The organism is Streptomyces sp. NBC_01478 (assembly GCF_036227225.1).
Lineage (GTDB): Bacteria > Actinomycetota > Actinomycetes > Streptomycetales > Streptomycetaceae > Streptomyces.
Genome location: NZ_CP109444.1, coordinates 6,046,512 through 6,070,420, shown reverse-complemented (window position 1 = coordinate 6,070,420; position 23,909 = coordinate 6,046,512). Strand labels below are relative to the sequence as shown.

At 69.0% G+C, this 23,909-nt stretch carries 28 protein-coding genes; 17 read left to right on the top strand and 11 right to left on the bottom strand.

Translation table 11 applies throughout. The features are described 5' to 3' along the window. Window positions 1–13: 13 nt before the first annotated feature. The gene (locus OG223_RS27450) at window positions 14–409 is read right to left on the bottom strand and encodes a cupin domain-containing protein (protein WP_329253962.1); all 396 of its coding nucleotides are present in this window, start codon (window positions 407–409) and stop codon (window positions 14–16) included. Between the two features lie 52 nt (window positions 410–461). On the opposite strand from OG223_RS27450, the gene OG223_RS27445 reads away from it, so the two are divergent. Both OG223_RS27445 and OG223_RS27440 read left to right on the top strand, forming a co-directional pair. Then, window positions 462–1,472 carry a GlxA family transcriptional regulator gene (locus OG223_RS27445; protein ID WP_329253958.1) on the top strand — a complete coding sequence of 337 codons (1,011 nt, stop codon included), beginning with the start codon at window positions 462–464 and terminating at the stop codon, window positions 1,470–1,472. After that, complete coding sequence (locus tag OG223_RS27440) at window positions 1,469–1,960, top strand: LURP-one-related/scramblase family protein (RefSeq protein WP_200712920.1); 492 nt, start codon at window positions 1,469–1,471, stop codon at window positions 1,958–1,960. Before OG223_RS27445 ends, OG223_RS27440 begins: the two co-directional genes overlap by 4 nt. Window positions 1,961–1,968: 8 nt before the next feature. On the opposite strand, the gene OG223_RS27435 is transcribed toward OG223_RS27440, so the two are convergent. Both OG223_RS27435 and OG223_RS27430 read right to left on the bottom strand, forming a co-directional pair. Continuing rightward, complete coding sequence (locus OG223_RS27435) at window positions 1,969–2,493, bottom strand: hypothetical protein (RefSeq protein WP_329253954.1); 525 nt, start codon at window positions 2,491–2,493, stop codon at window positions 1,969–1,971. Further along, window positions 2,490–3,290 carry a carbon-nitrogen family hydrolase gene (locus tag OG223_RS27430; RefSeq protein WP_329253951.1) on the bottom strand — a complete coding sequence of 267 codons (801 nt, stop codon included), beginning with the start codon at window positions 3,288–3,290 and terminating at the stop codon, window positions 2,490–2,492. Before OG223_RS27430 ends, OG223_RS27435 begins: the two co-directional genes overlap by 4 nt. A 179-nt stretch (window positions 3,291–3,469) precedes the next feature. On the opposite strand from OG223_RS27430, the gene OG223_RS27425 reads away from it, so the two are divergent. Further along, window positions 3,470–4,294 (top strand): maleylpyruvate isomerase family mycothiol-dependent enzyme, encoded by an 825-nt coding sequence (locus OG223_RS27425; protein ID WP_329253948.1) that lies wholly within the window; start codon window positions 3,470–3,472, stop codon window positions 4,292–4,294. A 72-nt stretch (window positions 4,295–4,366) separates the two neighbouring features. Beyond that, on the top strand, window positions 4,367–5,176 hold the full coding sequence (locus OG223_RS27420) for an SAM-dependent methyltransferase (protein WP_329253945.1): 810 nt from the start codon (window positions 4,367–4,369) through the stop codon (window positions 5,174–5,176). A gap of 94 nt (window positions 5,177–5,270) precedes the next feature. Here OG223_RS27420 and OG223_RS27415 read toward each other — a convergent pair whose 3' ends face one another. Together OG223_RS27415 and OG223_RS27410 are read right to left on the bottom strand one after the other, a co-directional pair. Next, window positions 5,271–6,599: an MFS transporter gene (locus tag OG223_RS27415; protein WP_329253942.1), complete on the bottom strand. Its 1,329-nt coding sequence runs from the start codon at window positions 6,597–6,599 to the stop codon at window positions 5,271–5,273. Further along, entirely contained in the window at window positions 6,596–7,291 is a 696-nt protein-coding gene (locus tag OG223_RS27410) for a GntR family transcriptional regulator (RefSeq protein ID WP_329253939.1), read from the bottom strand. Before OG223_RS27410 ends, OG223_RS27415 begins: the two co-directional genes overlap by 4 nt. Window positions 7,292–7,559: 268 nt before the next feature. Between OG223_RS27410 and OG223_RS27405 the strand changes: the two genes are divergently transcribed. Together OG223_RS27405 and OG223_RS27400 are read left to right on the top strand one after the other, a co-directional pair. Further along, window positions 7,560–8,471, top strand: a complete 912-nt coding sequence (locus OG223_RS27405) for a D-alanyl-D-alanine carboxypeptidase family protein (RefSeq protein ID WP_329253936.1) — start codon at window positions 7,560–7,562, stop codon at window positions 8,469–8,471. Window positions 8,472–8,573: 102 nt separating this feature from the next. Beyond that, window positions 8,574–9,311: a hypothetical protein gene (locus tag OG223_RS27400; protein WP_329253933.1), complete on the top strand. Its 738-nt coding sequence runs from the start codon at window positions 8,574–8,576 to the stop codon at window positions 9,309–9,311. Here OG223_RS27400 and OG223_RS27395 read toward each other — a convergent pair. Beyond that, entirely contained in the window at window positions 9,308–9,487 is a 180-nt protein-coding gene (locus tag OG223_RS27395; protein WP_329253929.1) for a DUF397 domain-containing protein, read from the bottom strand. The genes OG223_RS27400 and OG223_RS27395 overlap by 4 nt on opposite strands. Window positions 9,488–9,490: 3 nt before the next feature. Next, a complete protein-coding gene (locus OG223_RS27390) occupies window positions 9,491–10,354 on the bottom strand; it encodes a helix-turn-helix domain-containing protein (RefSeq protein WP_329265501.1) in 864 nt (287 codons plus the stop codon). A 264-nt stretch (window positions 10,355–10,618) separates the two neighbouring features. Between OG223_RS27390 and OG223_RS27385 the strand changes: the two genes are divergently transcribed. From OG223_RS27385 to OG223_RS27350, 8 genes are all read left to right on the top strand, one after another. After that, a complete protein-coding gene (locus tag OG223_RS27385; RefSeq protein ID WP_329253927.1) occupies window positions 10,619–11,065 on the top strand; it encodes an ATP-binding protein in 447 nt (148 codons plus the stop codon). Window positions 11,066–11,155: 90 nt separating this feature from the next. After that, window positions 11,156–11,584, top strand: a complete 429-nt coding sequence (locus OG223_RS27380; protein ID WP_329253924.1) for a WXG100 family type VII secretion target — start codon at window positions 11,156–11,158, stop codon at window positions 11,582–11,584. Window positions 11,585–11,653: 69 nt separating this feature from the next. After that, the gene (locus OG223_RS27375) at window positions 11,654–11,968 is read left to right on the top strand and encodes a WXG100 family type VII secretion target (protein WP_329253920.1); all 315 of its coding nucleotides are present in this window, start codon (window positions 11,654–11,656) and stop codon (window positions 11,966–11,968) included. Then, window positions 11,968–13,647: an RNase A-like domain-containing protein gene (locus OG223_RS27370; RefSeq protein ID WP_329253917.1), complete on the top strand. Its 1,680-nt coding sequence runs from the start codon at window positions 11,968–11,970 to the stop codon at window positions 13,645–13,647. Before OG223_RS27375 ends, OG223_RS27370 begins: the two co-directional genes overlap by 1 nt. A 27-nt stretch (window positions 13,648–13,674) precedes the next feature. Then, entirely contained in the window at window positions 13,675–14,232 is a 558-nt protein-coding gene (locus OG223_RS27365; protein ID WP_329253914.1) for a hypothetical protein, read from the top strand. 13 nt (window positions 14,233–14,245) lie between these two features. Then, window positions 14,246–14,545 carry an RNase A-like domain-containing protein gene (locus tag OG223_RS27360; RefSeq protein ID WP_329253911.1) on the top strand — a complete coding sequence of 100 codons (300 nt, stop codon included), beginning with the start codon at window positions 14,246–14,248 and terminating at the stop codon, window positions 14,543–14,545. A gap of 57 nt (window positions 14,546–14,602) precedes the next feature. Further along, window positions 14,603–15,283, top strand: a complete 681-nt coding sequence (locus tag OG223_RS27355) for a contact-dependent growth inhibition system immunity protein (RefSeq protein WP_329253908.1) — start codon at window positions 14,603–14,605, stop codon at window positions 15,281–15,283. Between the two features lie 13 nt (window positions 15,284–15,296). Beyond that, window positions 15,297–15,797 (top strand): hypothetical protein, encoded by a 501-nt coding sequence (locus tag OG223_RS27350; protein WP_329253905.1) that lies wholly within the window; start codon window positions 15,297–15,299, stop codon window positions 15,795–15,797. Window positions 15,798–15,866: 69 nt separating this feature from the next. On the opposite strand, the gene OG223_RS27345 is transcribed toward OG223_RS27350, so the two are convergent. Genes OG223_RS27345 through pdhA form a run of 3 tightly spaced genes read right to left on the bottom strand, consistent with a single transcriptional unit; the run spans window position 15,867 to window position 19,417 of the window. Then, entirely contained in the window at window positions 15,867–17,255 is a 1,389-nt protein-coding gene (locus tag OG223_RS27345) for a dihydrolipoamide acetyltransferase family protein (protein WP_329253901.1), read from the bottom strand. A gap of 10 nt (window positions 17,256–17,265) precedes the next feature. Beyond that, window positions 17,266–18,258 carry an alpha-ketoacid dehydrogenase subunit beta gene (locus OG223_RS27340; protein WP_329253898.1) on the bottom strand — a complete coding sequence of 331 codons (993 nt, stop codon included), beginning with the start codon at window positions 18,256–18,258 and terminating at the stop codon, window positions 17,266–17,268. 1 nt (window position 18,259) lies between these two features. Continuing rightward, window positions 18,260–19,417, bottom strand: coding sequence for a pyruvate dehydrogenase (acetyl-transferring) E1 component subunit alpha (gene pdhA / locus OG223_RS27335; protein ID WP_329253896.1), 1,158 nt, complete (start codon window positions 19,415–19,417; stop codon window positions 18,260–18,262). Window positions 19,418–19,738: 321 nt separating this feature from the next. On the opposite strand from pdhA, the gene OG223_RS27330 reads away from it, so the two are divergent. The 3 genes from OG223_RS27330 (at window position 19,739) to OG223_RS27320 (ending at window position 22,015) form a co-directional block, all read left to right on the top strand. Beyond that, window positions 19,739–20,413 carry a response regulator transcription factor gene (locus OG223_RS27330; protein WP_329253893.1) on the top strand — a complete coding sequence of 225 codons (675 nt, stop codon included), beginning with the start codon at window positions 19,739–19,741 and terminating at the stop codon, window positions 20,411–20,413. 49 nt (window positions 20,414–20,462) lie between these two features. Beyond that, window positions 20,463–20,885 (top strand): pyridoxamine 5'-phosphate oxidase family protein, encoded by a 423-nt coding sequence (locus tag OG223_RS27325; protein WP_329253890.1) that lies wholly within the window; start codon window positions 20,463–20,465, stop codon window positions 20,883–20,885. A gap of 113 nt (window positions 20,886–20,998) precedes the next feature. Continuing rightward, on the top strand, window positions 20,999–22,015 hold the full coding sequence (locus OG223_RS27320; RefSeq protein WP_329253887.1) for a phosphotransferase: 1,017 nt from the start codon (window positions 20,999–21,001) through the stop codon (window positions 22,013–22,015). A 99-nt stretch (window positions 22,016–22,114) separates the two neighbouring features. Here the strand turns inward: OG223_RS27320 and OG223_RS27315 are convergent, their stop codons facing one another. Next, complete coding sequence (locus OG223_RS27315) at window positions 22,115–23,701, bottom strand: protein kinase domain-containing protein (protein ID WP_443073746.1); 1,587 nt, start codon at window positions 23,699–23,701, stop codon at window positions 22,115–22,117. Between the last annotated feature and the right edge of the window lie 208 nt (window positions 23,702–23,909).

The following is a 23,909-nucleotide window of genomic DNA, read 5'->3' as shown; positions in this document are numbered from 1 at the left end:
CGGCCACTGACAGTCACGCCAGCGCGTGCCCGGTCGTCGCATCGACATGGTCCGGTACGGCCTCGTGGTGGTCGCCGACCGTGAGCGTGCCCGTCGGTTCGAGGAGCAGGATCTCGGTGGGGACCGGGGCGTAGGGCTTGTGTTCCGTGCCGCGCGGGACCGTGAAGACGGAGCCCTTGGGGAGGACGACCGTGCGCTCCCCCGCCGGCTCGCGGAGCGCGATGTGCAGTTCGCCGTCCAGGACCAGGAAGAACTCGTCGGTGTGGTCGTGGGTGTGCCAGAGGTGTTCGCCCTCGACCTTGGCGACGCGTACGTCGTAGTCGTTGACGGTGGTGACGATGCGGGGGCTCCAGCGGTCGGTGAAGGAGGCGAGCGCGGTGGCGAGGGAGAGGGGTGCGATGGGTTCCATGAGGTCAGCGTGCGGGGTGTCGTACCCGCCGTACGAGTGCTAGGAATCGCACATGCCGCAAGGATCCTCTCAGCGTCCTCCCGTCCGTCCGCATCGCGTCGCCGTCATCGTCGACGAGGGCACCAACCCCTTCGAGGTCGGTGTCGCCACCGAGCTGTTCGGGCTGCCGCGGCCCGAACTGGGGCTTCCCGGGCCGCTGTACGAGGTCCTGGTGTGCACGCCCGCGCGTGAGGTGCGGATGAACCACGGGTTCTTCACCCTCACCGGAGCGCACGGTCTCGACGCGGTGGACTCGGCGGACACCCTCGTCGTGCCGGGCCGGCCCGACAACGTCGTACCGCGCGGGGTGGCCGTTCTCGACGCGATCCGGCGCACCCACGCGCGCGGGGCCCGTGTCATGAGCCTGTGCACCGGGAGCTTCGCGCTCGCCGAGGCCGGGCTGCTGGACGGGCGCCGGGCCACCACCCACTGGATGTGGGCCGACCGTTTCCGCGCCCTGCACCCGCGCGTGCGGCTCGAACCGGACGTCCTCTTCGTGGACGACGGGGACATCCTCACCGCCGCCGGCAGCGCCGCCGCGCTCGACCTCGGGCTGCATGTCGTACGGCGGGACCACGGTGCCGAGATCGCCAACGCGGTGTCCAGGAGGCTCGTCTTCGCGGCCCACCGGGACGGCGGGCAACGCCAGTTCGTGGAGCGGCCGTTGCCCGATGTGCCCGACGAGTCGCTGGCGCCGCTGCTCGCGTGGGCGCAGGAGCGGCTGGGGGAGCCGTTGACGGTGGCCGGGCTGGCCGCCCGCGCGGCCGTCTCCCCCGCGACCCTGCACCGGCGCTTCCGGGCGCAGCTCGGGACGACGCCGCTCGCGTGGCTGACCGGGGAGCGGGTGGCGCTGGCGTGCCGGCTGATCGAGCGCGGGGAGGAACGGCTGGACGTGGTGGCCGAGCGGTGTGGTCTCGGGACCGGCGCGAACCTGCGGGTGCGGCTGCGCCGCGAGACCGGATTGAGCCCGTCGGCCTATCGGCGGCGTTTCGGACCGGCTGCCGGGGAAGCCGTAATGTCATGAGATTCCTCGTACGCGATCGGATCCTCGGCTTCGGTGAGGATTACTGGATCGAGGACCAGCACGGCAACAAGGTGTTCCTGGTCGACGGCAAGGCCATGCGCATCAGGGACACCTTCGAGCTGAAGGACACGCACGGGCGCGTGCTCATCGACATCCACAAGAAGATGCTCGCCCTGCGCGACACGATGGTCATCGAACGGGACGGTGAGCCCCTGGCGACCATCAGGCGCAAGCGGTTCTCCCTGCTGCGCAACCACTACCGGGTGTCCCTCGTCGACGGCACCGAACTCGACGTCAGCGGCAAGATCCTGGACCGCGAGTTCGGCGTCGACTACGACGGCGAACTCCTCGCCCAGATCTCCCGGCGCTGGCTGCACATCCGGGAGACGTACGGCGTCGACATCGTCCGGGAGGACGCGGACGCGGCGCTGCTGATCGCGGTGGCGGTCTGCGTGATCCACCTGGCGGAGAAGGAGCGGGAGGACTAGGACCTGTCCTAGCGCACTTCCTGATCGGCGGCTGCGCGAGTGCGGGCCCGGCTGCGTTCCTTCATACGGCCCCCGACGTAACCGCCTACGACGGCCAGCGCGCCGAACACCGCGCTGGCCTGCCAGCCGTAGGGGTCGTCTTGCGTCCTGCCCACGAGCCAGATGAACACCGTCAGGGGGACCCAGGCGACGAGCATCGTGGCAAGCACTCTGCGGGGACGGGCGGACGCCCAGGAGCCGCCTGGCACGGTGTCGTAGCCGATGCGGTCGTAGTGGGCCTGGCGGCGGCGTTCGAGGCGCAGGATCGCCCAGAACAGCAGCCACGCGCACGTGCCGACGAGGACCGTCCGGCGCACCGAGGAGTCGCCGAGGAGTATCGCGACGAGCGGCGCGACGACCGTGGCGCAGCCCGCCGGGTGCCGGGCGGCGAACGCCAGGACTGCGGGCGGGGGGTTCCCTCCGCCCATGCCCCGGTCCAGGGCCAGGAAGGCGCGTTCGAGTGCGGCCAGGGCGCGCCTGGTTCTGCCGCTCACCGCGCCCGCCCTGGACGCTCCAGCCCCAGCACCCGGTCCTTCAGCGCCGGGAACTGGTCCCGGGTCACCGCCACCTTCCCCGGGTCGAAGTCCACCGTGAGGATCTCCTCCCCCGCGCCCGCCTCCGCGAGGACCTCGCCCCAGGGGTCGACCACGATCGAGTGACCGGCCTGGGGAACTCCGGCATGCGTACCGGCCGTTCCGCATGCGAGGACGAACGACTGGTTCTCGACCGCGCGGGCCTGGGCGAGGAGGGTCCAGTGGGAGCGGCGGCGTTCGGGCCAGCCCGCGGAGAGGACGAGGGTCTCGGCGCCGGCGTCGACGAGGCCGCGGAAGAGTTCGGGGAAACGGAGGTCGTAGCAGGTGGCAAGACCGAGAGTCGTCCCGGGCAGACGGACCGTCACCAGTTCGCCGCCCGCGCCCATCAGCACGGCCTCGCCCTTGTCGAAGCCGAAGCGGTGGATCTTGCGGTAGGCGGCGGCCAGTTCACCGGAGGGGGAGAAGACGAGGGACGTGTTGTAGAGGGGGCCGTCAGGGTCTCGTTCGGGGATCGAGCCCGCGTGCAGCCACACGCCCGCGTCGCTCGCCGCCTTGGCCATCGCCTCGTAGGTCGGCCCTTCGAGCGGCTCGGCCTCCTCGGCGAACCGCTCGTAGGCGAACGCACCGGTGGTCCACAGCTCCGGCAGGACGACGAGATCGGCACCGGCCTGCTCGCGGACGAGCGAGGCCACGCGACCCCGGCGAGATTCGACCGATTCGTCCTCTTCTACGGCGATCTGAAGGAGAGAGGCGCGCACACTACCACCGTCCTGGCATTCGAGCCGTTCACACGGGCCTACGATCGTCACACGAAAGCACTGCCGGGGTGCCTCACAGCAGCGTAACTTAGCGTTCCAAGACACCCGCCGACAGCCACCTCCCGCTGGCAACGCCGCCCGCCACCCGACCTGTACCGACCGCCGAGGGGTCCCGTTCCGTGAGTCTGCATCCCACTCTCCAGCCCTACGCCGACGCCTGGACCCACTCCATCGAAGCGATATCAGAGCTGGTGACCCCGCTCGCGGAGGGAGAGTGGAACCGGCGAACGCCGTGCCCCGGCTGGTCGGTGCGCGACGTGGTCTCCCATGTCATCGGGCTGGACACCGAGATGCTCGGCGACCCGCGCCCCATCCACACCCTCCCGCGCGACCTCTACCACGTCACCAACGAGCACCAGCGGTACATGGAGATGCAGGTCGACGTACGACGTCACCACACGGCGCCGGAGATGACGTCGGAGCTGGAGTACACGATCATCCGCCGCAACCGGCAACTGCGCAACGAGTCGCGGGAGCCCGGCCGGACGGTCCGCGGCCACGTCAGCACCGAGGTCACGCTCGAAGAGTCCATGCGCACCCACGCGTTCAACATCTGGGTGCACGAGCAGGACCTGCGCACCGCCCTCGGCCGCCCCGGAAACCTCGACTCACCCGGCGCGCACATCGCCCGTGACGTGCTGCTCGACGCACTCCCGAAGGTCGTCGCCGACGACGCGGGCGCCCCGCGCAGTTCGGCGGTCGTCTTCGACGTGCACGGCCCGATCGAGTTCCTCCGTACGATCCGCGTCGACATCCAGGGCCGCGGCACCCTGGAGACGGCCCCCGCGCTCGGCCCCGCCGCGACCCTGATCCTCGACTGGGAGACGTACGTCCGGCTGGCCTGCGGGCGGGTCGCCCCCGACGCGGTGACGGACCGCGTCAAGGCGGACGGCGATCCGGAGCTGTCGGCGTCGATCCTGCGGAACTTCGCGATCACGAAGTAACCCGCCCACGTCAGTCACCGGGAGCGGAAATTCGTTGTCGGTGATCGGCTGTGTGCCGCTAGCCTCCGCCGCATGTCTGACGTGACGTCCACCAGAACCGACAACACCGAGAACGCCGAGAACACCGAGCCCGGCGACGGTCCGCCCCGCCTCACCCGGCTCACCTTCCACGGTCCCCTCTCCGAGGAGCGCGCGACCCGGATCGTACGGCGGCTGGCGGGTGCGGCGCCGCGGACGGTGCTCGATCTGGGCTGCGGCTGGGGCGAGTTGATGCTCCGGTTGCTGACCGCCGTACCGGAGGCGCGGGGTACCGGAGTCGACCTGGACGCGCGGGATCTGGCCCGTGGGCGGCGCGATGCCGAGGCGCGGGGGCTCGCGGAGCGGGTCGCGTTCGTCGAGGAGTCGGCCGTGGGGACGACGCGCGGGCCGGCCGATGTGGTCCTGTGTCTGAGCTCGAGCCATGCCCTCAGCCCCGAGGAGCCTCCCCGGCACATCGCCGGAGCCCTGCGGGAACTGCGGCAGCTCGTCGCCGACGGGGGACGGGTGCTGCTCGGCGAGGGTTTCTGGCAGCGCCCGCCGACTCCGGCCGAGCTGTCCGGCATGTGGCCCGAGGCGCGTGCCGACGAGTACTACGACCTGGCGACGCTCGTCGACCTCGCCGTGGCGGCCGGGTTCCGTCCCGAGTGGGTCGAGACGGCGAACGCGGACGAGTGGGAGGAGTTCGAGGCGGGGTACCAGGCGGACACGGAGGTGTGGCTCGCCGGGCACGGCGACCATCCGCTGGCCGCCGAGACCCGCGAGCGCCTCGACCGGCACCGGGCCCAGTGGATGAGCTACCGGGGCGTGTTGGGGATCGCCTACCTCACGCTCGTACCGGCGTAAGAAAGTCGTGTGAGACTCGTGTGAGAAGGGGCGTGGGGTCGACGGGGCGTGTGGGCCGCACCGGCACCAGGCACCCGCTCCACCCCGGCAGGGGCTACGCGGGCACGTGGACCGTCTCCACCCGGCTCGCCACCAGCCGTTCGCGCTCGCGGCGGGCCGCCCTGCTCCGCAGCCGGAGGATCTGGCTGACGCCGATCGCCTGGAGCAGGAAGATCACCGAGAAGGCGATCGAGTAGTTGTCGTCGGTCGCGTCGAGGAGGACGCCGACCGCGAACAGGGTCGTCATCGAGGCCGTGAAACCACCCATGTTGGTGATGCCGGAGGCGGTGCCCTGACGCTCCGGCGGGTTGGCCGGGCGGGCGAAGTCGAAGCCGAGCATCGAGGCGGGACCGCAGGCGCCGAGCACGGCGCACAGCACGATCAGCAGCCACATCGGCGTGTGGTCACCGGGGTAGACGAGGACGACCGCCCAGATCAAGGCCGTAGCGCCGATCGTGCCCAGCGCGAGCGGCAGCCGTGCCGTGTGGTGCCGGGCGACGACCTGGCCGTAGACCAGGCCCACCAGCATGTTGGACAGGACGACGAGGGTGAGGAGTTCGCCGGCGGTGGCGCGGGACAGGCCCTGCGCCTGGACCAGGAACGGCAGGCCCCACAGGAGCAGGAACACCATCGCCGGGAACTGGGTGGTGAAGTGCACCCAGAGGCCGAGGCGGGTGCCCGGTTCGCGCCAGGAGGCGGCGATCTGACGGCGGACGTAGGCCGCGCCCCGGTGCGGGAACGGCTCCGGTTCGTGCCCCTCGGGGTGGTCCTTCAGGAACAACAGCAGCAGGACGAGGACTACGACCCCTGCGAGCGCGCTGCCCGCGAAGGCGGCCGTCCAGCCGATGCCGTGCAGCAGGCGGGCGATCACCAGGGTGGAGACGAGATTTCCGGCCATTCCGGCGAGGCCCGCGAGCTGCGCGACCATCGGCCCGCGCCGCGCCGGGAACCAGCGGGTGCCGAGCCGCAGCACGCTGATGAACGTCATCGCGTCGCCGCAGCCGAGCAGTGCGCGGGAGGCGAGGGCGGTGCCGTAGGAGGGGGAGAAGGCGAAGCCGAGCTGGCCGGCGGTGAACAGCACCACCCCGATGGTCAGCACCTTCTTGGTGCCGAGGCTGTCGACGAGCAGGCCGACGGGTATCTGCATGCCCGCGTAGACGAGGAGTTGGAGGATCGAGAACGTCGACAGGGCCGAGGCGTTGACGTGGAAGCGCTCGGCCGCGTCGAGGCCGGCGACACCCAGGGACGTACGGAAGATGACGGCGACGAAGTAGACGGAGACGCCGATGCCCCACACGGCGAGGGCGCGGCGGCCACCGGGCGGATCACCGGGCAGGGACAGCGCGGAACTGGAACTGCTGCTGCCGCTGCTGCTGCTGCTCATCGGACCTCGCCCCGAGCCAGGTGGGAGAACCAGTCGACGTGCTGGTGCACGATCCCGGCCGCCGCCTCGGCGTCGCCGGTGCGCAGCGCGTCCAGGATCGCCGCGTGCTCGGTGAGCGTCTTGGCGATGCGGTCGGGGTGCGAGTGCATGATGGCGACGCCCATCCGCAGTTGCCGGTCGCGGAGTTGGTCGTAGAGGCGGGAGAGGATCTCGTTGCCGCCGCTGCGGACGATCTCGGCGTGGAAGCAGCGGTCGGTGACGGCGGCGCCGGCCAGGTCGCCCGCGGCGGCCTGTTCCCGCTGCCGGTCGAGGAGTTCTTCGAGCCGCGCGATGAGGGTCGGTGACGCCGGTACGACCTTGCGGACCGCGTGCTGCTCGACCAGCATCCGGGTCTCCACCACGTCCGCGATCTCCTGCGAGGAGACGGGCAGGACGAGGGCGCCCTTCTTCGGGTAGAGCCTGATCAGTCCCTCGACCTCCAGGCGCAGCAGCGCCTCCCGCACGGGTGTCCGTGACACTCCGACGGCCTCGGCCAACTCGCCCTCGGTGAGCAGGGTTCCGCCTTCGTACCGCCGGTCCAGGACACCCTGTTTGACGTGGGTGTAGACGCGGTCGGCGGCGGGGGGTTGCTTGACGGCGGGCGACGGGGCGGAGGAGGCGGAACCGGTGGCGACGAGGGACGGGGACGACATGCGAACAGCATAGATACAACACGTACGCATGAGGACGGACGTCCAGGATGCGGACGGAACCAGACGGAACCAACGGGGGCCGGGGGCGCGTCTACGGTGGTGCATTTCCTCGGCCGGTTCTCGGGGGCGTTTCACACATTCGGGGAACCCGGCCCAGCAACCGCACAACCTTCTGTGCTACTTACGTGTCACACACGTGCGGCCCTCTCTTTCCCCCCTCCAACTGGGCCGTTCCTCAGGGGCATTCAACGTATTCGGGGTACCTCAGTTGATTACTGCCATTACCGGCATCAAGGGCAGCCGCTTCCGCAGAGCCGCCGCGGTCACCGTGACCGCAGGCGCCGTGCTCGCGACCGGCGCCCTGACCGCGGCACCCGCGCAGGCTGTTACGAAGCCGTCCATCGTGGCGGCGGGCGGCTATGTGATGAACAACGCCACCGGCAAGTCGCTCTACACGAAGGCCGCGGACACCAAGCGGTCGACGGGCTCCACCACGAAGATCATGACCGCGAAGGTCGTGCTCTCCCAGGCGAACCTCAACCTCGACGCCAAGGTCACCATCCAGAAGGCGTACAGCGACTACATCGTCGCCAACACCGCCTCCTCCGCCCACCTGATCGTCGGCGACAAGGTCACCGTCCGCCAGCTCCTCTACGGCCTGATGCTGCCGTCGGGCTGCGACGCGGCGTACGCGCTGGCCGACAAGTTCGGCTCGGGCTCGACGCGGGCCGCGCGCGTGAAGTCGTTCATCGCGAAAATGAACTCGACGGCTAAGACGCTCGGCCTGACGAACACGAAGTTCGACTCGTTCGACGGCATCGGCAACGGCAACAACTACTCGACGCCGCGCGACCTGACGAAGCTCGCCAGCAACGTGATGAAGAACGCCACGTTCAAGACGGTCGTCAAGACGAAGTCGTACAAGGCCAAGACGATCACCAAGACCGGCAGCACCCGCACGATGGCTGCCTGGACCAACACGAACACCCTGCTCAGCAGCTACAGCGGCACGATCGGCGTGAAGACCGGCTCCGGCCCCGAGGCCAAGTACTGCCTCGTCTTCGCCGCCACCCGCAACGGCAAGACGGTCATCGGCACGGTCCTCGCGTCGTCCTCCGTCACCCAGCGCGCGACCGACGCGACGAAGCTCCTCAACTACGGCTTCGCGACGATCGGCTGACATACCGACACGTTCTCCGGGGCCTGCCGCATGCCAGCGGCGGGCCCCTTTGTCGTCTACAACTGTCCCTTCCACGGCTGTCTCCGAGGATGCGCGTTGGTCATGCTGCCGAACCACCGGGAATTGGCCCGGTACGCCGAACTCTCGGGCGCCCGGACCCTGTTGGCTCGCTACGGGAACTTCGTCGGGAGCCCCCTCCCCGACGACGCCGAGAAGTGGCAGCGCGACCTGTTCCCGGTGATCCGCGGACTGTGGGTCGCCGAGGAGAGCGGCGGACGGAACCTGTACGAGATCGCGGCCCAACTCCGCCGCGCGGCCGACCTGTTCGAGCGCCACCCGGACGGCGGCCATCTCTCCCTGACACACCTGCCGCCGGCCACGTCCAAGGGCCGTACGCCCGAGGTCTACCGCGAGATGGCGGCGTACATCGAGCGCTGGAAGGCACCGTTCGACCGCGAGGCCATCTTCGGCACACCTCTGGCGACCGGTGAACTCGCCCTGCGTTTCCCTCGGTTGACCCAGCTCCTGGTGCTCTACTTCGGCCAGGACGGTCTGGCCGTCGACGACGACATGCAGGACGCGACACCCGAGGAAGGCCTCCGCCTGGTCGTCTCGGACACCCACCCGTGGTGCCCCTGGCAGCTCCCCGGCCTGATCGCCGAGTGCGCCGAGGCCCTGGCGGTGTTCCACACCGAGGACCAGTTGGCGAGGTTCTTCGGCAGAGCCGAGGCGGGCGGGGGCTCGGCCGGCGAACGCTTCACCGACTTCCTCCCGCTCATCGCCGGCGTCTTCACGGAGCACCTGCGGGAGGCGCACTCACCGAGGTGGGAACCGAGCTAGAGCACACCTAGGTGCGCGGTAAACGCGGCCCAGGCGGTGGGGGTGAGCCGGAGTATGGGTCCGTTGCCCTGCTTGGAGTCGCGGACGGCGATGGTGGTGGGGATGTTGCCGGCGACTTCGACACATTCGCCGTTGCCGCTGCTGTAAGTGGACTTGGCGAACTCGAAGTGCGGCACGGTTCACAGCTCCTTGCGGATGCGTTCGATCAGGGCGGTGGAATCGCGAAGCGCGAGTCCGCTGCGGGTGATGCGCTCGAACGTGGTGTTGTGACGTGCGGCGTCGGCCTCGCTCTCCAGCCACAGGGTAGATGAGGTGGTGTCCATGTAGACCACGTCCATTGCACCGGGTTCGGCGAAGGACACGACGCTGAACGCGCTGGTCATGCCGGGATGGGAACCCGCGAGGAACGGCACAACCTGAAGCCTGATGTTGGGCAGGCGGGCCACCTCCGCCAGGTGCGCCAGTTGCACCCGCATGACTTCCCGGCCACCGACAAGCTGACGCAAGGCCCCCTCGCCCACAACTGCCCACAGGTTGAGGGAGTTCACGTCCGTCAGCCGCGCCTGCCGCGCAATCTTCGCCTCGACGAAGCGCTCGACGTCGTCCGGATCGTCCCAGTCGGCGTTGCCGATCGCGAGAGCGCGGGCATAGTCCGGGGTCTGCAACAGGCCCGGGACAAAGGCGCCTTGCCACGTACGGACGCTGGTGGCGATGTCCTCCAGGGCCACGTATTCCACCAGGGAGCGCAGTTCCGGGTACTGGTTCCACCATCCCTTGGCCTTGCGGCGCTCGCGGTCAGTCCTGGCGAGGCTCAGCAAACGTTCCACAGCCTTAGGGCCGGTCACGCCGTACAGGTCGCACAGGATCCGGATGTCGGGGTCCCGGAACGGCACCCACCCACGCTCCATCTTGGCGACCTTGGCAGCCGTGGCGGACAGCGCCTCGGCGGCCTGCGGCTGGGTTAGTCCTGCCTCGTCCCGCAGCCTCAGCAGCTCACCGCCCAACTTGCGTGCAAGGACGGTGGATACGCGATTCCCGCGCATGAACTGGCCTGCGGTCACGTCGGATTACCTCCCGGGTCGCGGCCAGTGTGCAGTTCGCCAGCGCAGCACCGCAAGCAAATTCGGAGACAGATTTCCCCGAGACTGCTTGCACATACCTCAAAGATCTCGCTACCGTCAGTGCTCAACAAGCCACCCAGCGACACCAGTTGGCGGAAGTGCACCGCGCTGCCCGCATCCAGCACAGCCCGGCAGAGCCACCCCACCTGGCCCCCATCCCTCCATCGCACAAGGAGATGCACCCCGGTGACCGACTCCTGTCCTCCCGGACTCCCCAAGCCCAACGGCCCCTACGACCACTACGACCACTACGACGCCGTCACCTACACCCCGTACCCGAGCAACATCCCCCGCGCCCGCAGACACGTCGCCCACCTCACCGCCACCTGGGGACACCCCCACTCCGCCGGCGACGCGGCCCTGTTGGCAAGCGAGTTGTGCACGAACGCCTTACTGCACGGCTGCCTCCGTGACCGTCTGTTCCGCGTGGAGACGTCCCTGAACGGCAACGCCCTGCGCGTGGCGGTCACCGACCCGAGGGGCGAGCGGCTCCCGTGGCCCCAAATCTCCACCCCCGACGACCAGTTCGGCCGCGGCCTGCTCATCGTCCGTACGGTGGCCGCCCGTTGGGCCGTGGAAAGGCTCACCGTCGGCAAGACCGTCTGGGCGGAGTTGGACCTCACAGGCCCCTGAACGGCCTCGCTTCAGGCCCACTGCGAACCGTAGGATTATTGCAACAGCAAGTGACGTGTGATGCCGACGCGACGGGGGCGAGGATACGGCATGGCAGTGCCCGGAACCGGTGCGGACCAGGGCGGCGGCCCCAACCTGCGCGTGACGTCCAGCGACCTCACCAAGCTCGCCGGTGACCTCGACGACATGCAGGATCACCTCGACAAGCAGGTCGGACGCATGGACGCGATCGTCGACCGCGTCGAGGCCGGCTGGCGCGGCCCGGCGGCGACGGCGTACCGCGAGTTCCACCGCGCGGCGACCGAGGACGCCGTACGCATCCGCGAAGTGATGAAGCTGCTGGAGCAGGCGGTGAGGATGAGTCGGGACGGCTTCTCCGCGAACGACATCGAGGTGCTGGAGCAGATGCGGAAAATCCAGGTCAACGTCGGCAGCGAGGTCGACAAGCTGTCCACGCCCAACGCGGAGGCGACAGGCGATACGCCGACGCCACCCCGCAGCAGCCTCGACTCTTTCTGATCCCTCTGCACGCGAACCGCCAAGTGCCCATCACCCAGCCATAGTTGCCGACCGATATCCAGGGGGATCATGTCGACCGGGGCTTCCGACGACGACCACATAACCGTCTCCTTCGCCACGCTCCACGACCTCACCGCCGAGCTGGAGGACATCCTCAAGCAGCTCAACGCCAGACTCGAAGACCTCTACGACCGCGCCGAACCGGTCGTCCTGTCCTGGAAGGGCGAGGCCCGCGAGGTCTTCGTCGAGAAGCTGGACGAGTGGGACCGCTCGGCACAGGATCTGCAGGCCGCGCAGAAGTGGCTGCACGCGTACGTCACCACCGGTCACGCGAACTACGCGGCGGCGCATCGGGCGGTGCTGCGCGGCTGGGGAGCGGCCTGATGAGCACCCCGACGCAGCCGGGGAACGGGAAGATCGATGTCACTCCGACCGTCCTGTACGGCGTCTCAACGGGCATAGCAGGCCAGCAGGACCCTCTTGACCGTGGCATCAAGTCGTTCCTCGATGAACTGGCCCGGTACCCGGACGGCGGCGGGCGGGGTACGGCGATGAAGGACTTCACGACCGCCTACCTGAAAGTCGCCGAGCGCTTCCTCGAGGTCTGGGCGAAATCCGTGGTGAGCGTGGGAGGAGCCGCCGTCGGCTTCACGTCCACTGCCAACAACTACGCGGCGGCCGACGCGGCCACCAACCCCTCGCCGACAGGACAGCCGACGCCCCGGCCCACCCCGCATGTCATCGACAAAGCCCCCGCATACGGCCCGGTCACCGATTTCAAGTGGGGGGACATCGATCCGGGCCAGGACTTGATGCAGGAGGCCCTCGAAGGCCTGGAAGCCGTGGTCCTGGCTGTCATGCGTCCCCTGCTGGAGCACGAGTGCCGCTGGGGTAAGGCGGCAACGATCCTCCCGCTGCCCAATCACCTGCGCCTGTACTCGATCTCCCAGGCATGGCGCATGCCGCAGACCACGCTCGGCATGGTGGACGGAATGCTGACGGGCCTCGTCGGCAGCATCACCGACCAGACCGATCAGGACTGGTACAACGCGATGCGGACGTTCTGCAGCACGCTGTGGGGGACTTCCGCCTGGGGCAAGAACCGCGAAGGTTACGACTGGTCCAACGACGACGCGAAGAAGAGAGGAAGCAGCCATCCCGTCTTCGCCGTTCTCTTCGACACATGCGATGCCATGGTCGACGCGATCTACAACGTCGCGAAGGCCGCCGAGGACGTCCGGGACGATCTGCACCGGATCTACCGCCAAGCCGTTGTCGACAGTATCAAGCAACTCGACCCCAGAGATATCGACGTCACGGACGCGAAAAGTCTGCTGAAAGGGCTGTGGGAAACAGGAAAGGGCTTGGTCGCGGACGTCTCCGTCGGGATCGTGCTGAACATCGACGAGGGCGCCCTGAACGACGCCGTGTCGGCCTACAACAACCGTATCCATCGGCAGGTCGGCGAAATCAATGCGCTGCTTCCGGCACTGGACGAGGCATACACGAGCGCACCGACCTTCAATGCCGAAACGGCCAGGGCCGAGGCGTTCGGCGCGCGGGCATTGACGGACTTCAAAGGAGATCCGCTCTACACGGTTCCGGGAGATGACGAGTCCAAGCACCGCTTCCCCGTCGATCTCGCCAATCAGGAAGGACTGGCGGGTTCACACGTCATCGACAAGCATGTGGGAAAGACGGACGCACAACTGGAGCAGAGGCTTCGCGACCAGGCGAAGATACGTCCGGACGGTACGGTCGCGCCGATCGCCGCATCGACATTTACCAACCTGGCGTCGGCCCAGCGGTACACACAGGGTGTCCTCGACGACCCGGGCAACCAGCAGAAGATCGCTAACTGGCTGGCGAGCAACCCGAATCCGGACCGTTCCAAGCGAACCGTGGGACTCACTTTCAACGACACCGTGGGCCGGACTTGGACGCGAGGTGACTCCACTGCCCACGACTCGCATATCGTCAATGTGACCTTGAAACCCCGCCCCGGCGGCCATCCGCCCTACGTCGTCCTCACGTCAATGCCGAGCGACACGGTGCAGTCATGAGGAACAACAAGCCATGAAGGGCAAGAGATGATCGATTCCGCTTCGTGGAAATCGGCTCTGCTGGAACTTTTCGGCGGGGCGTGGACCTTCGCAGCGGTGGGCCCCCGGAACCATGACGACTGGCGCTACGACGTCCGGGCCGTCATGAAACTGAAAGTCAAAGACCCACGAAACTGGGGGTCTCTGAATTTCCCCCCGCCAGGATCCGGCAGCGAGAAGCGCCAAGAGACACCTTTTGCCGACCTAAGTCTCGATGAGTTCGATTCCCTTCTTTACCGAGTGGGAAAGAGATCCGCATCCCAACTACTGGTCGCCCTCCAAGGGCAGTACTACCAAGCTTCAAACATCCCGGATTTCGAGAACCGTAAAGAGCGACTTTTCGAGTGCGCCGACACGATTATTTCAAGGTTCACCCCGGAAACTTCCTACTACACCAACCTGGCCGTCGCTCGGGTGAACCCCGATGTGGATCTGCTGAATCCCGACGCTGAATGGAACTGCCTTTCCAACTTCACTACCGACTGCGGCCTCGTTGTCGTTTCGGACTCCGAAGTGGGAGTTTTCTGGGCCTTCGACGAAGACTGAGAGCGAGCAACGAATGCGCACCCGCACCGCCACCTACCCCGACCGCGAAACCGCCCAGTGGGCCACCCAACAGACGGTCACCACCAACGAGCAGGCAATCCACCGCTGGCTCGCCCAGTCCACCCGCCCCCGCCTGACCATCGAGGCATCCTGGCCCTCCCGCTCCGAACCGGTCGGCCGGGTCCTGCTCCAGGCGATGATGCTGGCCGGTCGGGAACCCGTCGATGTCCACGCGGCCCGGGTGATCCTGAAGCGGGACGAGTCCCGGCCGCACGGTTTCGCCGTCCACGCCACCTTCCCCGTCTACCTGTGACCCCGTAACCCCGTAACGATCCACCCGTAGCGACCCGATCCGTAGAGGCTGATCCCCGTGCCCCTGAGCCCCCTCGAACACGACCGCCGCTACGGCGAGTTGGACCAGGTGATCCGCGCCTACGCCGGGCAGTCGGCCGATGACACCCCGGACAAGCCGAGCGAGGCACTGGTCGCCTACCTCCGCCACACCTGGCACAGCCGACCGTGGGCCCTCGCCGTCGCGGAGCGACAACTGCGGGAGTACGGCGACAATCCCCCGGGCCGACTCCGCCTGCGGCTCGGCGAGTTCTACGCCGTCCCGGACGTCGGCCTTCCCGAATCCGACCTCCAACAGTGGCTGTACTGCCTCGCCGACCACATCAAACACAGCGTCGAGGAGGGCGAGGTCCCGCCCCCGGCCGCCCCCGTCACCCACTGGGAATGGCACGCCCGCTTCCCGGAACTCGGCCAGTTCCTCGGCGGCTGGTTCTCCCAGGACATGCCGGACGAGTTCGACGACCATGACGCGGCGGTCGACGACTACCGGGCCTCGACGGACCCGCAACTCGTCGCCCGCCTCGCCGGCGAACTGCACGAACTCCTCGCCCTGGACCTCGACGAGTCCGACTACGCCCTCGCCGTAGCCGAGTTGGGCATGGAGGTCGACCCACCGACGCCGTACTCACCGAGCGGCTGGCTCGCACTGGTCGCCGACCGGTTGACCGCGCCGCGCGCCGACTACGGGCCCCCGGCGTGAGAAGGACATCCAAGTGGCCCGGAACAGCGACGAGTTGTCAGTGCTGTTGAAGCGACTGGCGCACGCCCAGCGCGTGTACGTCCGCTCGGGGCGGCTGCGCCCGACCAGTGGTGGTGCGCGCGGCGTCCTGGCCGCCGTCGCCGCTGAAACGCACATCCTCGTCGGGCAGTTGCACGAGAAGGACTGGCAGCAGCACGCCAGCAACTCGGACGGTCCGGCATCCGTCGAACAGGTCGAGGAGGCGTTGGAGCCCCTTTCCGTGGAGAACGCCGCGGCCATGATGGGCCGTCTCGCCTCGCAGGACCTCGTCTGGCCGCAGTTCACCTTCATGGAGCGCGCCGAGGCCGACACCATCGCGGGCCTCGTGCTGGAACTCCTCGGGCCGGACGCCCTGTGGTGGTCCAACGGCGACGAACACAGTTGGAGCGCCGTGTCCGCCTGCACCTTCGACGGCTTGGTCGCCGGCACCGACGGCCACCGCTTCGCCGTACTCATCCAGGTCGGCGAGGACTGAGAAGACCGAGAAGGCTGAGCCGCGCACCCCCGACCCACAGAGACGCGCGGCCCATGAACGCAGCAACCACTAACCCCAGGTGATCAACCTCTTCGGCTGCTCCAGAATCGCCGCCACATCCGCCAACACCTTCGACCCCAACTCCCCGTCCACCAACCGGTGATCGAAGCTCAGCGCGAGCGTCGTCACCTGACGTGGCTTCACCTTGCCCTTGTGGACCCACGGTTGGAGTTTGATCGTGCCGACCGCGAGGATCGCGGACTCGCCGGGGTTCAGGATCGGTGTGCCGGTGTCGATGCCGAAGACGCCGACGTTGGTGATGGTGACCGTGCCGCCCTGCATCGCCGCCGGGGACGTCTTGCCGTCCCTCGCCGTCGACACCAACTCGCCCAAGGACTCCGCCAGTTGCGGCAGCGTCTTCGCGTGGGCGTCCTTGATGTTCGGCACGATCAGGCCGCGCGGGGTCGCCGCCGCGATGCCGAGGTTGACGTAGTGCTTGAGGACGATCTCCTGGGCGGCCTCGTCCCAGGACGCGTTGATGTCCGGGTTGCGCTTGATGGCCACCAGCAGGGCCTTGGCGATCAGGAGCAACGGGTTCACCCGCAGGCCCTGCATCTCCTTGTCCTGCTTGAGCTCCTCCACCAGCTTCATCGTCCGCGTCACGTCCACCGTCACGAACTCCGTGACATGCGGCGCCGTGAACGCCGAACCGACCATCGCCGCCGCCGTCGCCTTGCGGACGCCCTTGACCGGGACACGGGTCTCCCGGGTCGAGTCGTACGTCGCGGAAGGCACCGAAAGCGCGGCGGGCCGAACCACTTCCTGAACCTGAGGTGCAGCCACCGGTGCCACCGCCGCGTGCACGTCCTCACGCGTGATGACGCCGTCCGGGCCCGACGGCGTCACCGTCGCCAGGTCGACCCCCAGGTCCTTCGCCAACTTCCGCACCGGCGGCTTCGCCAGCGGGCGGGATTCCACGACTGCTCCTGGCGCGTGGCCGTTCAGCTCCGCCTGGACCGCCGCCGTCGCCGAGGACACCTCCTGGGCCGGGATCTCCGCGCCCTTGCGGGGGCGGCGCTTGGTGGCGGACGTGGAGACGCCGTAGCCCACCAGGACCGGTGTGCGGGCCGGAGCCGCGGGCTTCGCCTCCTCCTGTACGGGAGCGGCCGGGGTCTCCTCGGGAGCCGCGCCCCCGGACACGTCCACCGCGATGATGGACGTGCCCACGTCCACCGTCGTGCCCTCCGGGAAGCGCAGCTCGCGCACCACGCCGTCGTACGGGATGGGCAGTTCCACGGCCGCCTTCGCCGTCTCCACCTCGCAGACGACCTGGCCGTCGGTGACGGTGTCGCCGACCTGGACGTACCACTTGAGGATCTCGGCCTCGGTGAGGCCCTCGCCCACGTCCGGCATCTTGAACTCGCGTACGGACGCTTCAGCTTCAGTCATCGTCGTCACGACCCTCTCCTCAGTACGCCAGAGCGCGGTCGACGGCGTCGAGCACCCGGTCCAGGCTCGGCAGGTACTCCTCCTCCAGGCGGGCCGGCGGGTACGGGGCGTGATAGCCGCCCACGCGCAGCACCGGGGCCTCCAGGTGGTAGAAGCAGCGCTCCGTGATGCGGGCCGCGATCTCGCCGCCGGAGCCGAAGAACACCGGCGCCTCGTGGACCACGACCAGGCGGCGGGTCTTCTCGACCGAGGTCTGGATCGCGTCGAAGTCCAGCGGGGACACCGAGCGCAGGTCCAGGATCTCCAGCGACCTGCCCTCCTCGGCGGCCGCGTCGGCGACCTCCTGGCAGAGCTTCACCATCGGGCCGTAGGCCGCGAGGGTCAGGTCCGTGCCCTCGCGGACCACGCGGGCCTTGTGCAGGGGGCCGGGGATCGCCTCCGTGTTGACGTCGCTCTTGTCCCAGTAGCGCCGCTTCGGCTCGAAGAAGATCACCGGGTCGTCGCTCTGGATGGCCTGCTGCATCATCCAATAGGCGTCCGACGAGTTCGACGGACTGACGATCTTCAGGCCCGGGACGTGCGCGAACAGGGCTTCCGGGGACTCCGAGTGGTGTTCCACCGCGCCGATGCCGCCGCCGTACGGGATGCGAACGACGACCGGGAGCTTGACCTTGCCCAGGGAACGCGCGTGCATCTTGGCGAGCTGGGTGACGATCTGGTCGTAGGCCGGGAAGACGAAGCCGTCGAACTGGATCTCCACCACCGGGCGGTAGCCGCGGAGCGCGAGGCCGATGGCCGTGCCTACGATGCCGGACTCGGCGAGCGGGGTGTCGACGACCCTGCGCTCGCCGAAGTCCTTCTGGAGGCCGTCCGTGACACGGAAGACGCCGCCGAGCTTGCCGACGTCCTCGCCCATGATGAGGACCTTGGGGTCGGACTCCAGGGCGGCGCGCAGCGATTCGTTGATCGCCTTGGCCAGCGGCAGGTTCTTGAACGTCGTGGTCTCCGCCATGTCACTTACCCCCCTCTTCGTCCGCGAACGACGCCTGGTAGGCGGCGAACTGGGCCCTCTCCTCGTCGACGAGCGCGTGTCCGTCCGCGTACACGTGCTCGAAGATGGCGAACCGGTCCGGGTCCGGCATGGCACGGACCGCTTCGCGCACTCGCCTGCCCAACGCCTCGCTCTCCGTCTCGAGTTCCGCGAAAAATCCCTCGTCCGCGTGGTTTGAGGCCTCGAGATACCTGTGCAGGCGCAGGATCGGGTCCTTCGCCTCCCAGGACTCGCGCTCCTCGTCGGCGCGGTACTTGGTCGGGTCGTCGGAGGTGGTGTGCGCGCCCATGCGGTACGTGTACGCCTCGACGAGCGTCGGGCCCTCGCCGTTGCGGGCCCGCTCCAGCGCCCACTTGGTGACCGCGAGGCAGGCCAGGACGTCGTTGCCGTCGACGCGGACGCCCGGGAAGCCGTAGCCCTGTGCGCGCTGGTAGAGCGGGACGCGGGTCTGCTTCTCGGTGGGCTCGGAGATGGCCCACTGGTTGTTCTGGCAGAAGAACACGACCGGGGCGTTGTACACCGCCGAGAAGGTGAACGATTCGGCGACGTCGCCCTGGCTGGAGGCGCCGTCCCCGAAGTACGCGATGACGGCGCTGTCGGCGCCGTCCATGGTCACGCCCATCGCGTAGCCCGTGGCGTGCAGGGTCTGCGAGCCGATGACGATCGTGTACAGGTGGAAGTTGTTCGTGTTGGGGTCCCAGCCGCCGTGGTTGACGCCCCGGAACATGCCCAGCAGGTTGGTCGGGTCGACCCCGCGGCACCAGGCGACGCCGTGCTCGCGGTAGGTCGGGAAGACGTAGTCGTCCTCGCGGGTGGCCCGGCCGGAGCCGATCTGGGCGGCCTCCTGGCCGAGCAGCGAGGCCCACAGGCCCAGCTCGCCCTGGCGCTGCAGGGCGGTGGCCTCGGCGTCGAAGCGGCGGGTGAGCACCATGTCGCGGTACAGGCCGCGGAGCTCATCGGGGGTGATGCCGGCGACGTACTTGTCGTACGGGGCGGTCTTGGCGTTCTTGACTCGCTTGCCCTCGGGCGTCAGCAACTGGACGAGGTCCGGGTCGGCGCCCTTGGCCTTGCTTCCGGCGCTGCGTCGCGGCTTGCGCGGGGCAGTGCTCTCCACGGTCACGTGTGCTCCTCCGTCGGTCCGGCTCCCCGGGTTCGCCGGGTGCCAGTGCGGCTCACCTGCGCCCCACGGACGCACAGGGTGGGTGCGGTTCGTCGGGAGCAGGCGTGACAGGTGCCCCGGCGAGCGCCCTGCAACAGGCACGTTACCCAGTGCTCCACAATTCTGTGAAACCCCTCCTGACCTGCGATTTTGCTTGGATTTCCAAGTAAATCGGCAAAGTCGGGAACAAGTCCTGGTCACAGCCTTGCAGGGGGCCGGAACAACGGCACGTTATCCCGCTCACCTCGGGCACGGGAAGAGGCCGTATGTGAGACTTCCCGCGTGAGTGAAAACGGAAAAATCAGCGTTTTTCTCCTCGATGACCATGAAGTCGTCCGGCGTGGCGTCCACGACCTGCTCTCGTTCGAGGACGACATCGAGGTGGTCGGCGAGGCCGGTACGGCGGCCGACGCGCTGGCGCGGATCCCGGCCGTGCGCCCCGATGTCGCGATTCTCGACGTACGGCTCCCGGACGGCAGCGGTGTCGAGGTGTGCCGGGAGATCCGCGCCCTCGACGAGTCCGTGAAGTGCCTGATGCTGACCTCGTACTCGGACGACGAGGCCCTCTTCGACGCGATCATGGCGGGTGCCTCCGGGTACGTCCTGAAGGCCATCCGGGGCACCGAACTGCTGAGTGCCGTCCGGGATGTCGCGGCCGGGAAGTCGCTGCTGGACCCGGTGGCGACCGCCCGGGTCCTGGAGCGGCTGCGCAACGGCGGCGCCAAGCCGGACGACAAGTTCGACGGGCTCACCGACCAGGAGCGCAGGATCCTCGATCTGATCGGGGAGGGGCTCACCAACCGGGTGATCGGCGAGCGGCTGCACCTCGCGGAGAAGACCATCAAGAACTACGTGTCGAGTCTGCTTTCCAAACTCGGTATGGAGCGGCGCTCGCAGGCGGCGGCCTATGTGGCACGGAGACAGGCACAGAGTCAGGTCGAGCAGCAGCGGCATTAGGGACCAAAGACCCCTCCCCTGGGCGTGCGGTCCGGCCGACAGTGGTGACATGTCCTCCGACGCAGAGCTCGCCGTCGACCTGCTCGCCCGCACCGACCACGGCAGGGTGGCCACCACCCTGCGGGCGCTGCCCTTCCTGGCCTTCGCCAGCCACATCGTGCAGGACGGCCGACTGCTGCTGCGCATGCCCCGGAGCCACGGCTACCACCACGCGTGCGTGGGCAGCGTCGTCGCCTACGGGGCGGACAACCTGGGCTCGGCCCGGCCGGGCGAGGGTCTGTGGTCCGTGCAGGTCGTGGGCGCGTGCGAGACGTACGAGCCGACGGCCGACCAGGTCGAACGTTTCGGCGCCGCTCCGGACACGGTGGACGGCGAGTCGTACGAGCCGGTCTATCTGCGCATCGAGCCGCGACTGGGCACCGTGCACTCGACGGACGGCGGCCTCGAAAGGCACTTCGGGCGCACCCTGTGACCGAAAGCGACCATCGACGACCGAGCGGTGACTTTCTGTGACAAACCGCAGCTCACAGGCGCGTCTCGTGCCCTAGCATCGGCCGCGTGCCGCCCTTACGTGTACCACCCCCCGTGCTCCACGCGCCCCCGTTGGGCGCCCTCCTCCGCCAGTACGCCGCCGGGTCCGCCGTCGCCTGCGAACCCGTCGAGCAGGGCCTGCTGAACCGCGGCTACCGGCTCCGCACGACCCGGGGCCGCTACTTCCTCAAGCACCACTTCGACCCCGAGACCGCGGACCCGGCGGCGATCGCCCGCCAGCACACCGCGACCCGGAAGCTGGCCGACCTCGGCGTCCCCGTGGCACCCCCGCTCCCGGCCCGCGACGGCCGTACGGTCGCCGTCGTGGGCGGTCACGCCTACGCCCTGCACCCCTGGATCGACGGCAGGCACCGCCACGGCGGCCAGTTGACCACCGTCCAGTGCGGGCGCCTCGGCGCGCTGCTGGGCGTCGTCCACGCGAGCCTGGAGCGGGTCATGCCGGGGCGGCGCGAGGAGTGCGCGCCGGGCGCCGACCCCGCCGACACCTTCGCCCTCATCGACGACCTGCTCGGGCACGTCCGCCGGCACCGACCCGCCGACGCCTTCGACGAACTGGCCCGCCACCGGCTGCTGGAGCGGCGCGAGCTGCTGGAACGGCACGCGGACCGGCGTCCGCCGCGCGGGGCTTCCGTGGGGTGGGTGCACGGCGACTTCCACCCGTTCAACCTGCTCTACAAGGGCGACGCCCCCGCCGCGATCGTCGACTGGGACCGGCTCGGCGTACAGCCCCGCGCCGAGGAGGCCGTACGCGCCGCCGCGATCTTCTTCGTACGGCCCGACGGGACCCTGGACCTGCCGAAGGTGCGGGCGTACGCGCACGCGTACCGGCGTTCGGCGCGCGCCGCGCCCTCCGAACTCGCCGCCGCCGTGCACCGGGTGTGGTGGGAGCGGCTCAACGACTTCTGGATGCTGCGCTGGCACTACGAACGCGGCGACACCCGCGCGGACCCCCAGTTCCCGGCGGCCTCGGCGCTCGCCGTGTGGTGGACGCGCGAGTACGACGCGGTGTGCGAGGCGTTCGCGGAGGGCGCTCCCCAGGGGCACCGGTAAACGGCACGCGCGCGTGGACCCCCTTTTCGGGAGCCCCTCTCCAGGGGACCCGTTTCAGGGGCGCACGCGCGCGTGGATCGTTTGTGGGGCCGGGCCCGGTCAGCCGCCGAGGGCACCGGCGACGGTGTTGCCGCCGTCGTCACCGCCGTCGTCACCGGTGCCGCCCGTGTCCGTCGGGTCCACCGACGTCGTCGCGGACGGGGTGTTCGAGGGCTGCCTGGTGACCGTCGGGGTCGGGGTGCTCGAAGGCTGCTCGGTGGCCGTCTCCGTCGGGGTGTACGACGGCGTGGGCGTCGGCGTGTACTGCGAACCGGAAGTCGTGCCGCTGTCGTCGGTGTCGTTGTCCGTCGGCGAGGCGGTCGTGTCGTCGCTCGGCGACTCGGTGGCCGTGTCGTCGGTCGCGGACTGCGAAGTGGTCGGCGACTGCGTGGTGCCCGAACCGCCGCTGCCGTTACCGGTGGTGTTCAACGCCAGCGCCACACCCGCCGCGATGGCGATCACCGCGAGCACGGCGAGGATCCACAGCTTGCCCCGGCCGCTGCCGTGGTTGCCGTGACCCTCGAACCCGCCGTCGTCGCCGTTGCCGTAACCGCCGGGCAGGATCGGCTGCGGGATCTGCGTGGTCCCGGAGGAGTCGCCCTGGGGCATCACGGTCGTACCGGCGAAGCCCCCCGGAGGGGTGCCCTGCCCGTTCGCGACCGTCACGGGCCCGGTGTTCCAGGTCCCGGTGTGGCCGCCCTGGTCGTACAACATCTGCAGGCCGTACTGGACGAGGCCGCGCATCTCCTCGGCCGTCTGGAAACGGTCGTCCGGGTCCTTCGCGAGGGAGCGCATGACGAGGCCGTCGAGCTCCGGCGGGCACACGCCGTTCGAGGTCTGGGACGGCGGGACCGGGATGTCCTGGACGTGCTGGTAGACCACCGACAGGGGCGTCTCGCCGGTGAACGGGGGCCGCAGCGCGAGGAGTTCGTAGAGGAGGCAGCCCGTCGCGTACAGGTCGGAGCGGTGGTCGACGGCCTTGCCGAGCGCCTGCTCCGGGGAGAGGTACTGGGGCGTGCCCATGACCATGCCGGTCTGCGTCATCGTCGTGGACGCCCCGTGCAGGGCGCGCGCGATGCCGAAGTCCATGACCTTGACCGCGCCGTTGTGCGTGATGATCACGTTCGCGGGCTTGATGTCGCGGTGCACGATGCCGTGCTGGTGCGAGTAGGCGAGCGCCTCCAGGACCCCGGAGACGATGATCAGGGCCTGCTCGGGCCCGGGCGCCTCGGCGTTCAGGAGCAGGTCGCGGATCGTGCGGCCCTCGACGATCTCCATCACGATGTACGGGACCGACAGGCCCGCGGAGTAGCCGCCGGTGGCCACCGCGTCCTCGCCGGAGTCGTACACGGCGACGATCGCGTGGTGGTTGAGCCCGGCCACCGACTGGGCCTCGCGCGTGAAGCGGGCCTTGGAGGTCGGGTCCTCGGCCAGGTCCGAGCGGAGCAGCTTGACCGCCACCGTGCGCCCGAGCCGTACGTCCTCGGCGGCGAAGACCTCGGCCATACCGCCCCGACCCAGCCGGTGGGTCAAGCGGTACCGGCCGTCGCCGACCAGTCCGCCGTTGCCCCACAGCTCCGGTGCGTCCGACATTCCGCCGCCAGCCGCCTCGGGGTCGGACGGGCCCTGAGCGTGCTGCTGTGCCATCAGTCCTCGCCGTCGTTTCTGCCCGCGGTGCGCGCGGTGTTGTTACGGTCTCCGTCGGCCACGCTACAGGCTCGGCGCAAGCCGCCGGTCCGGGATCAGTGCCGGAATCGTCCGGAGACGGACCGGTCATCAAATCGGTATCACGTGCCGTCGTGCAAATTCTGTGTACCGCCGGTACAGCACCTGTAACGCTTCCACGGTTGTTCTT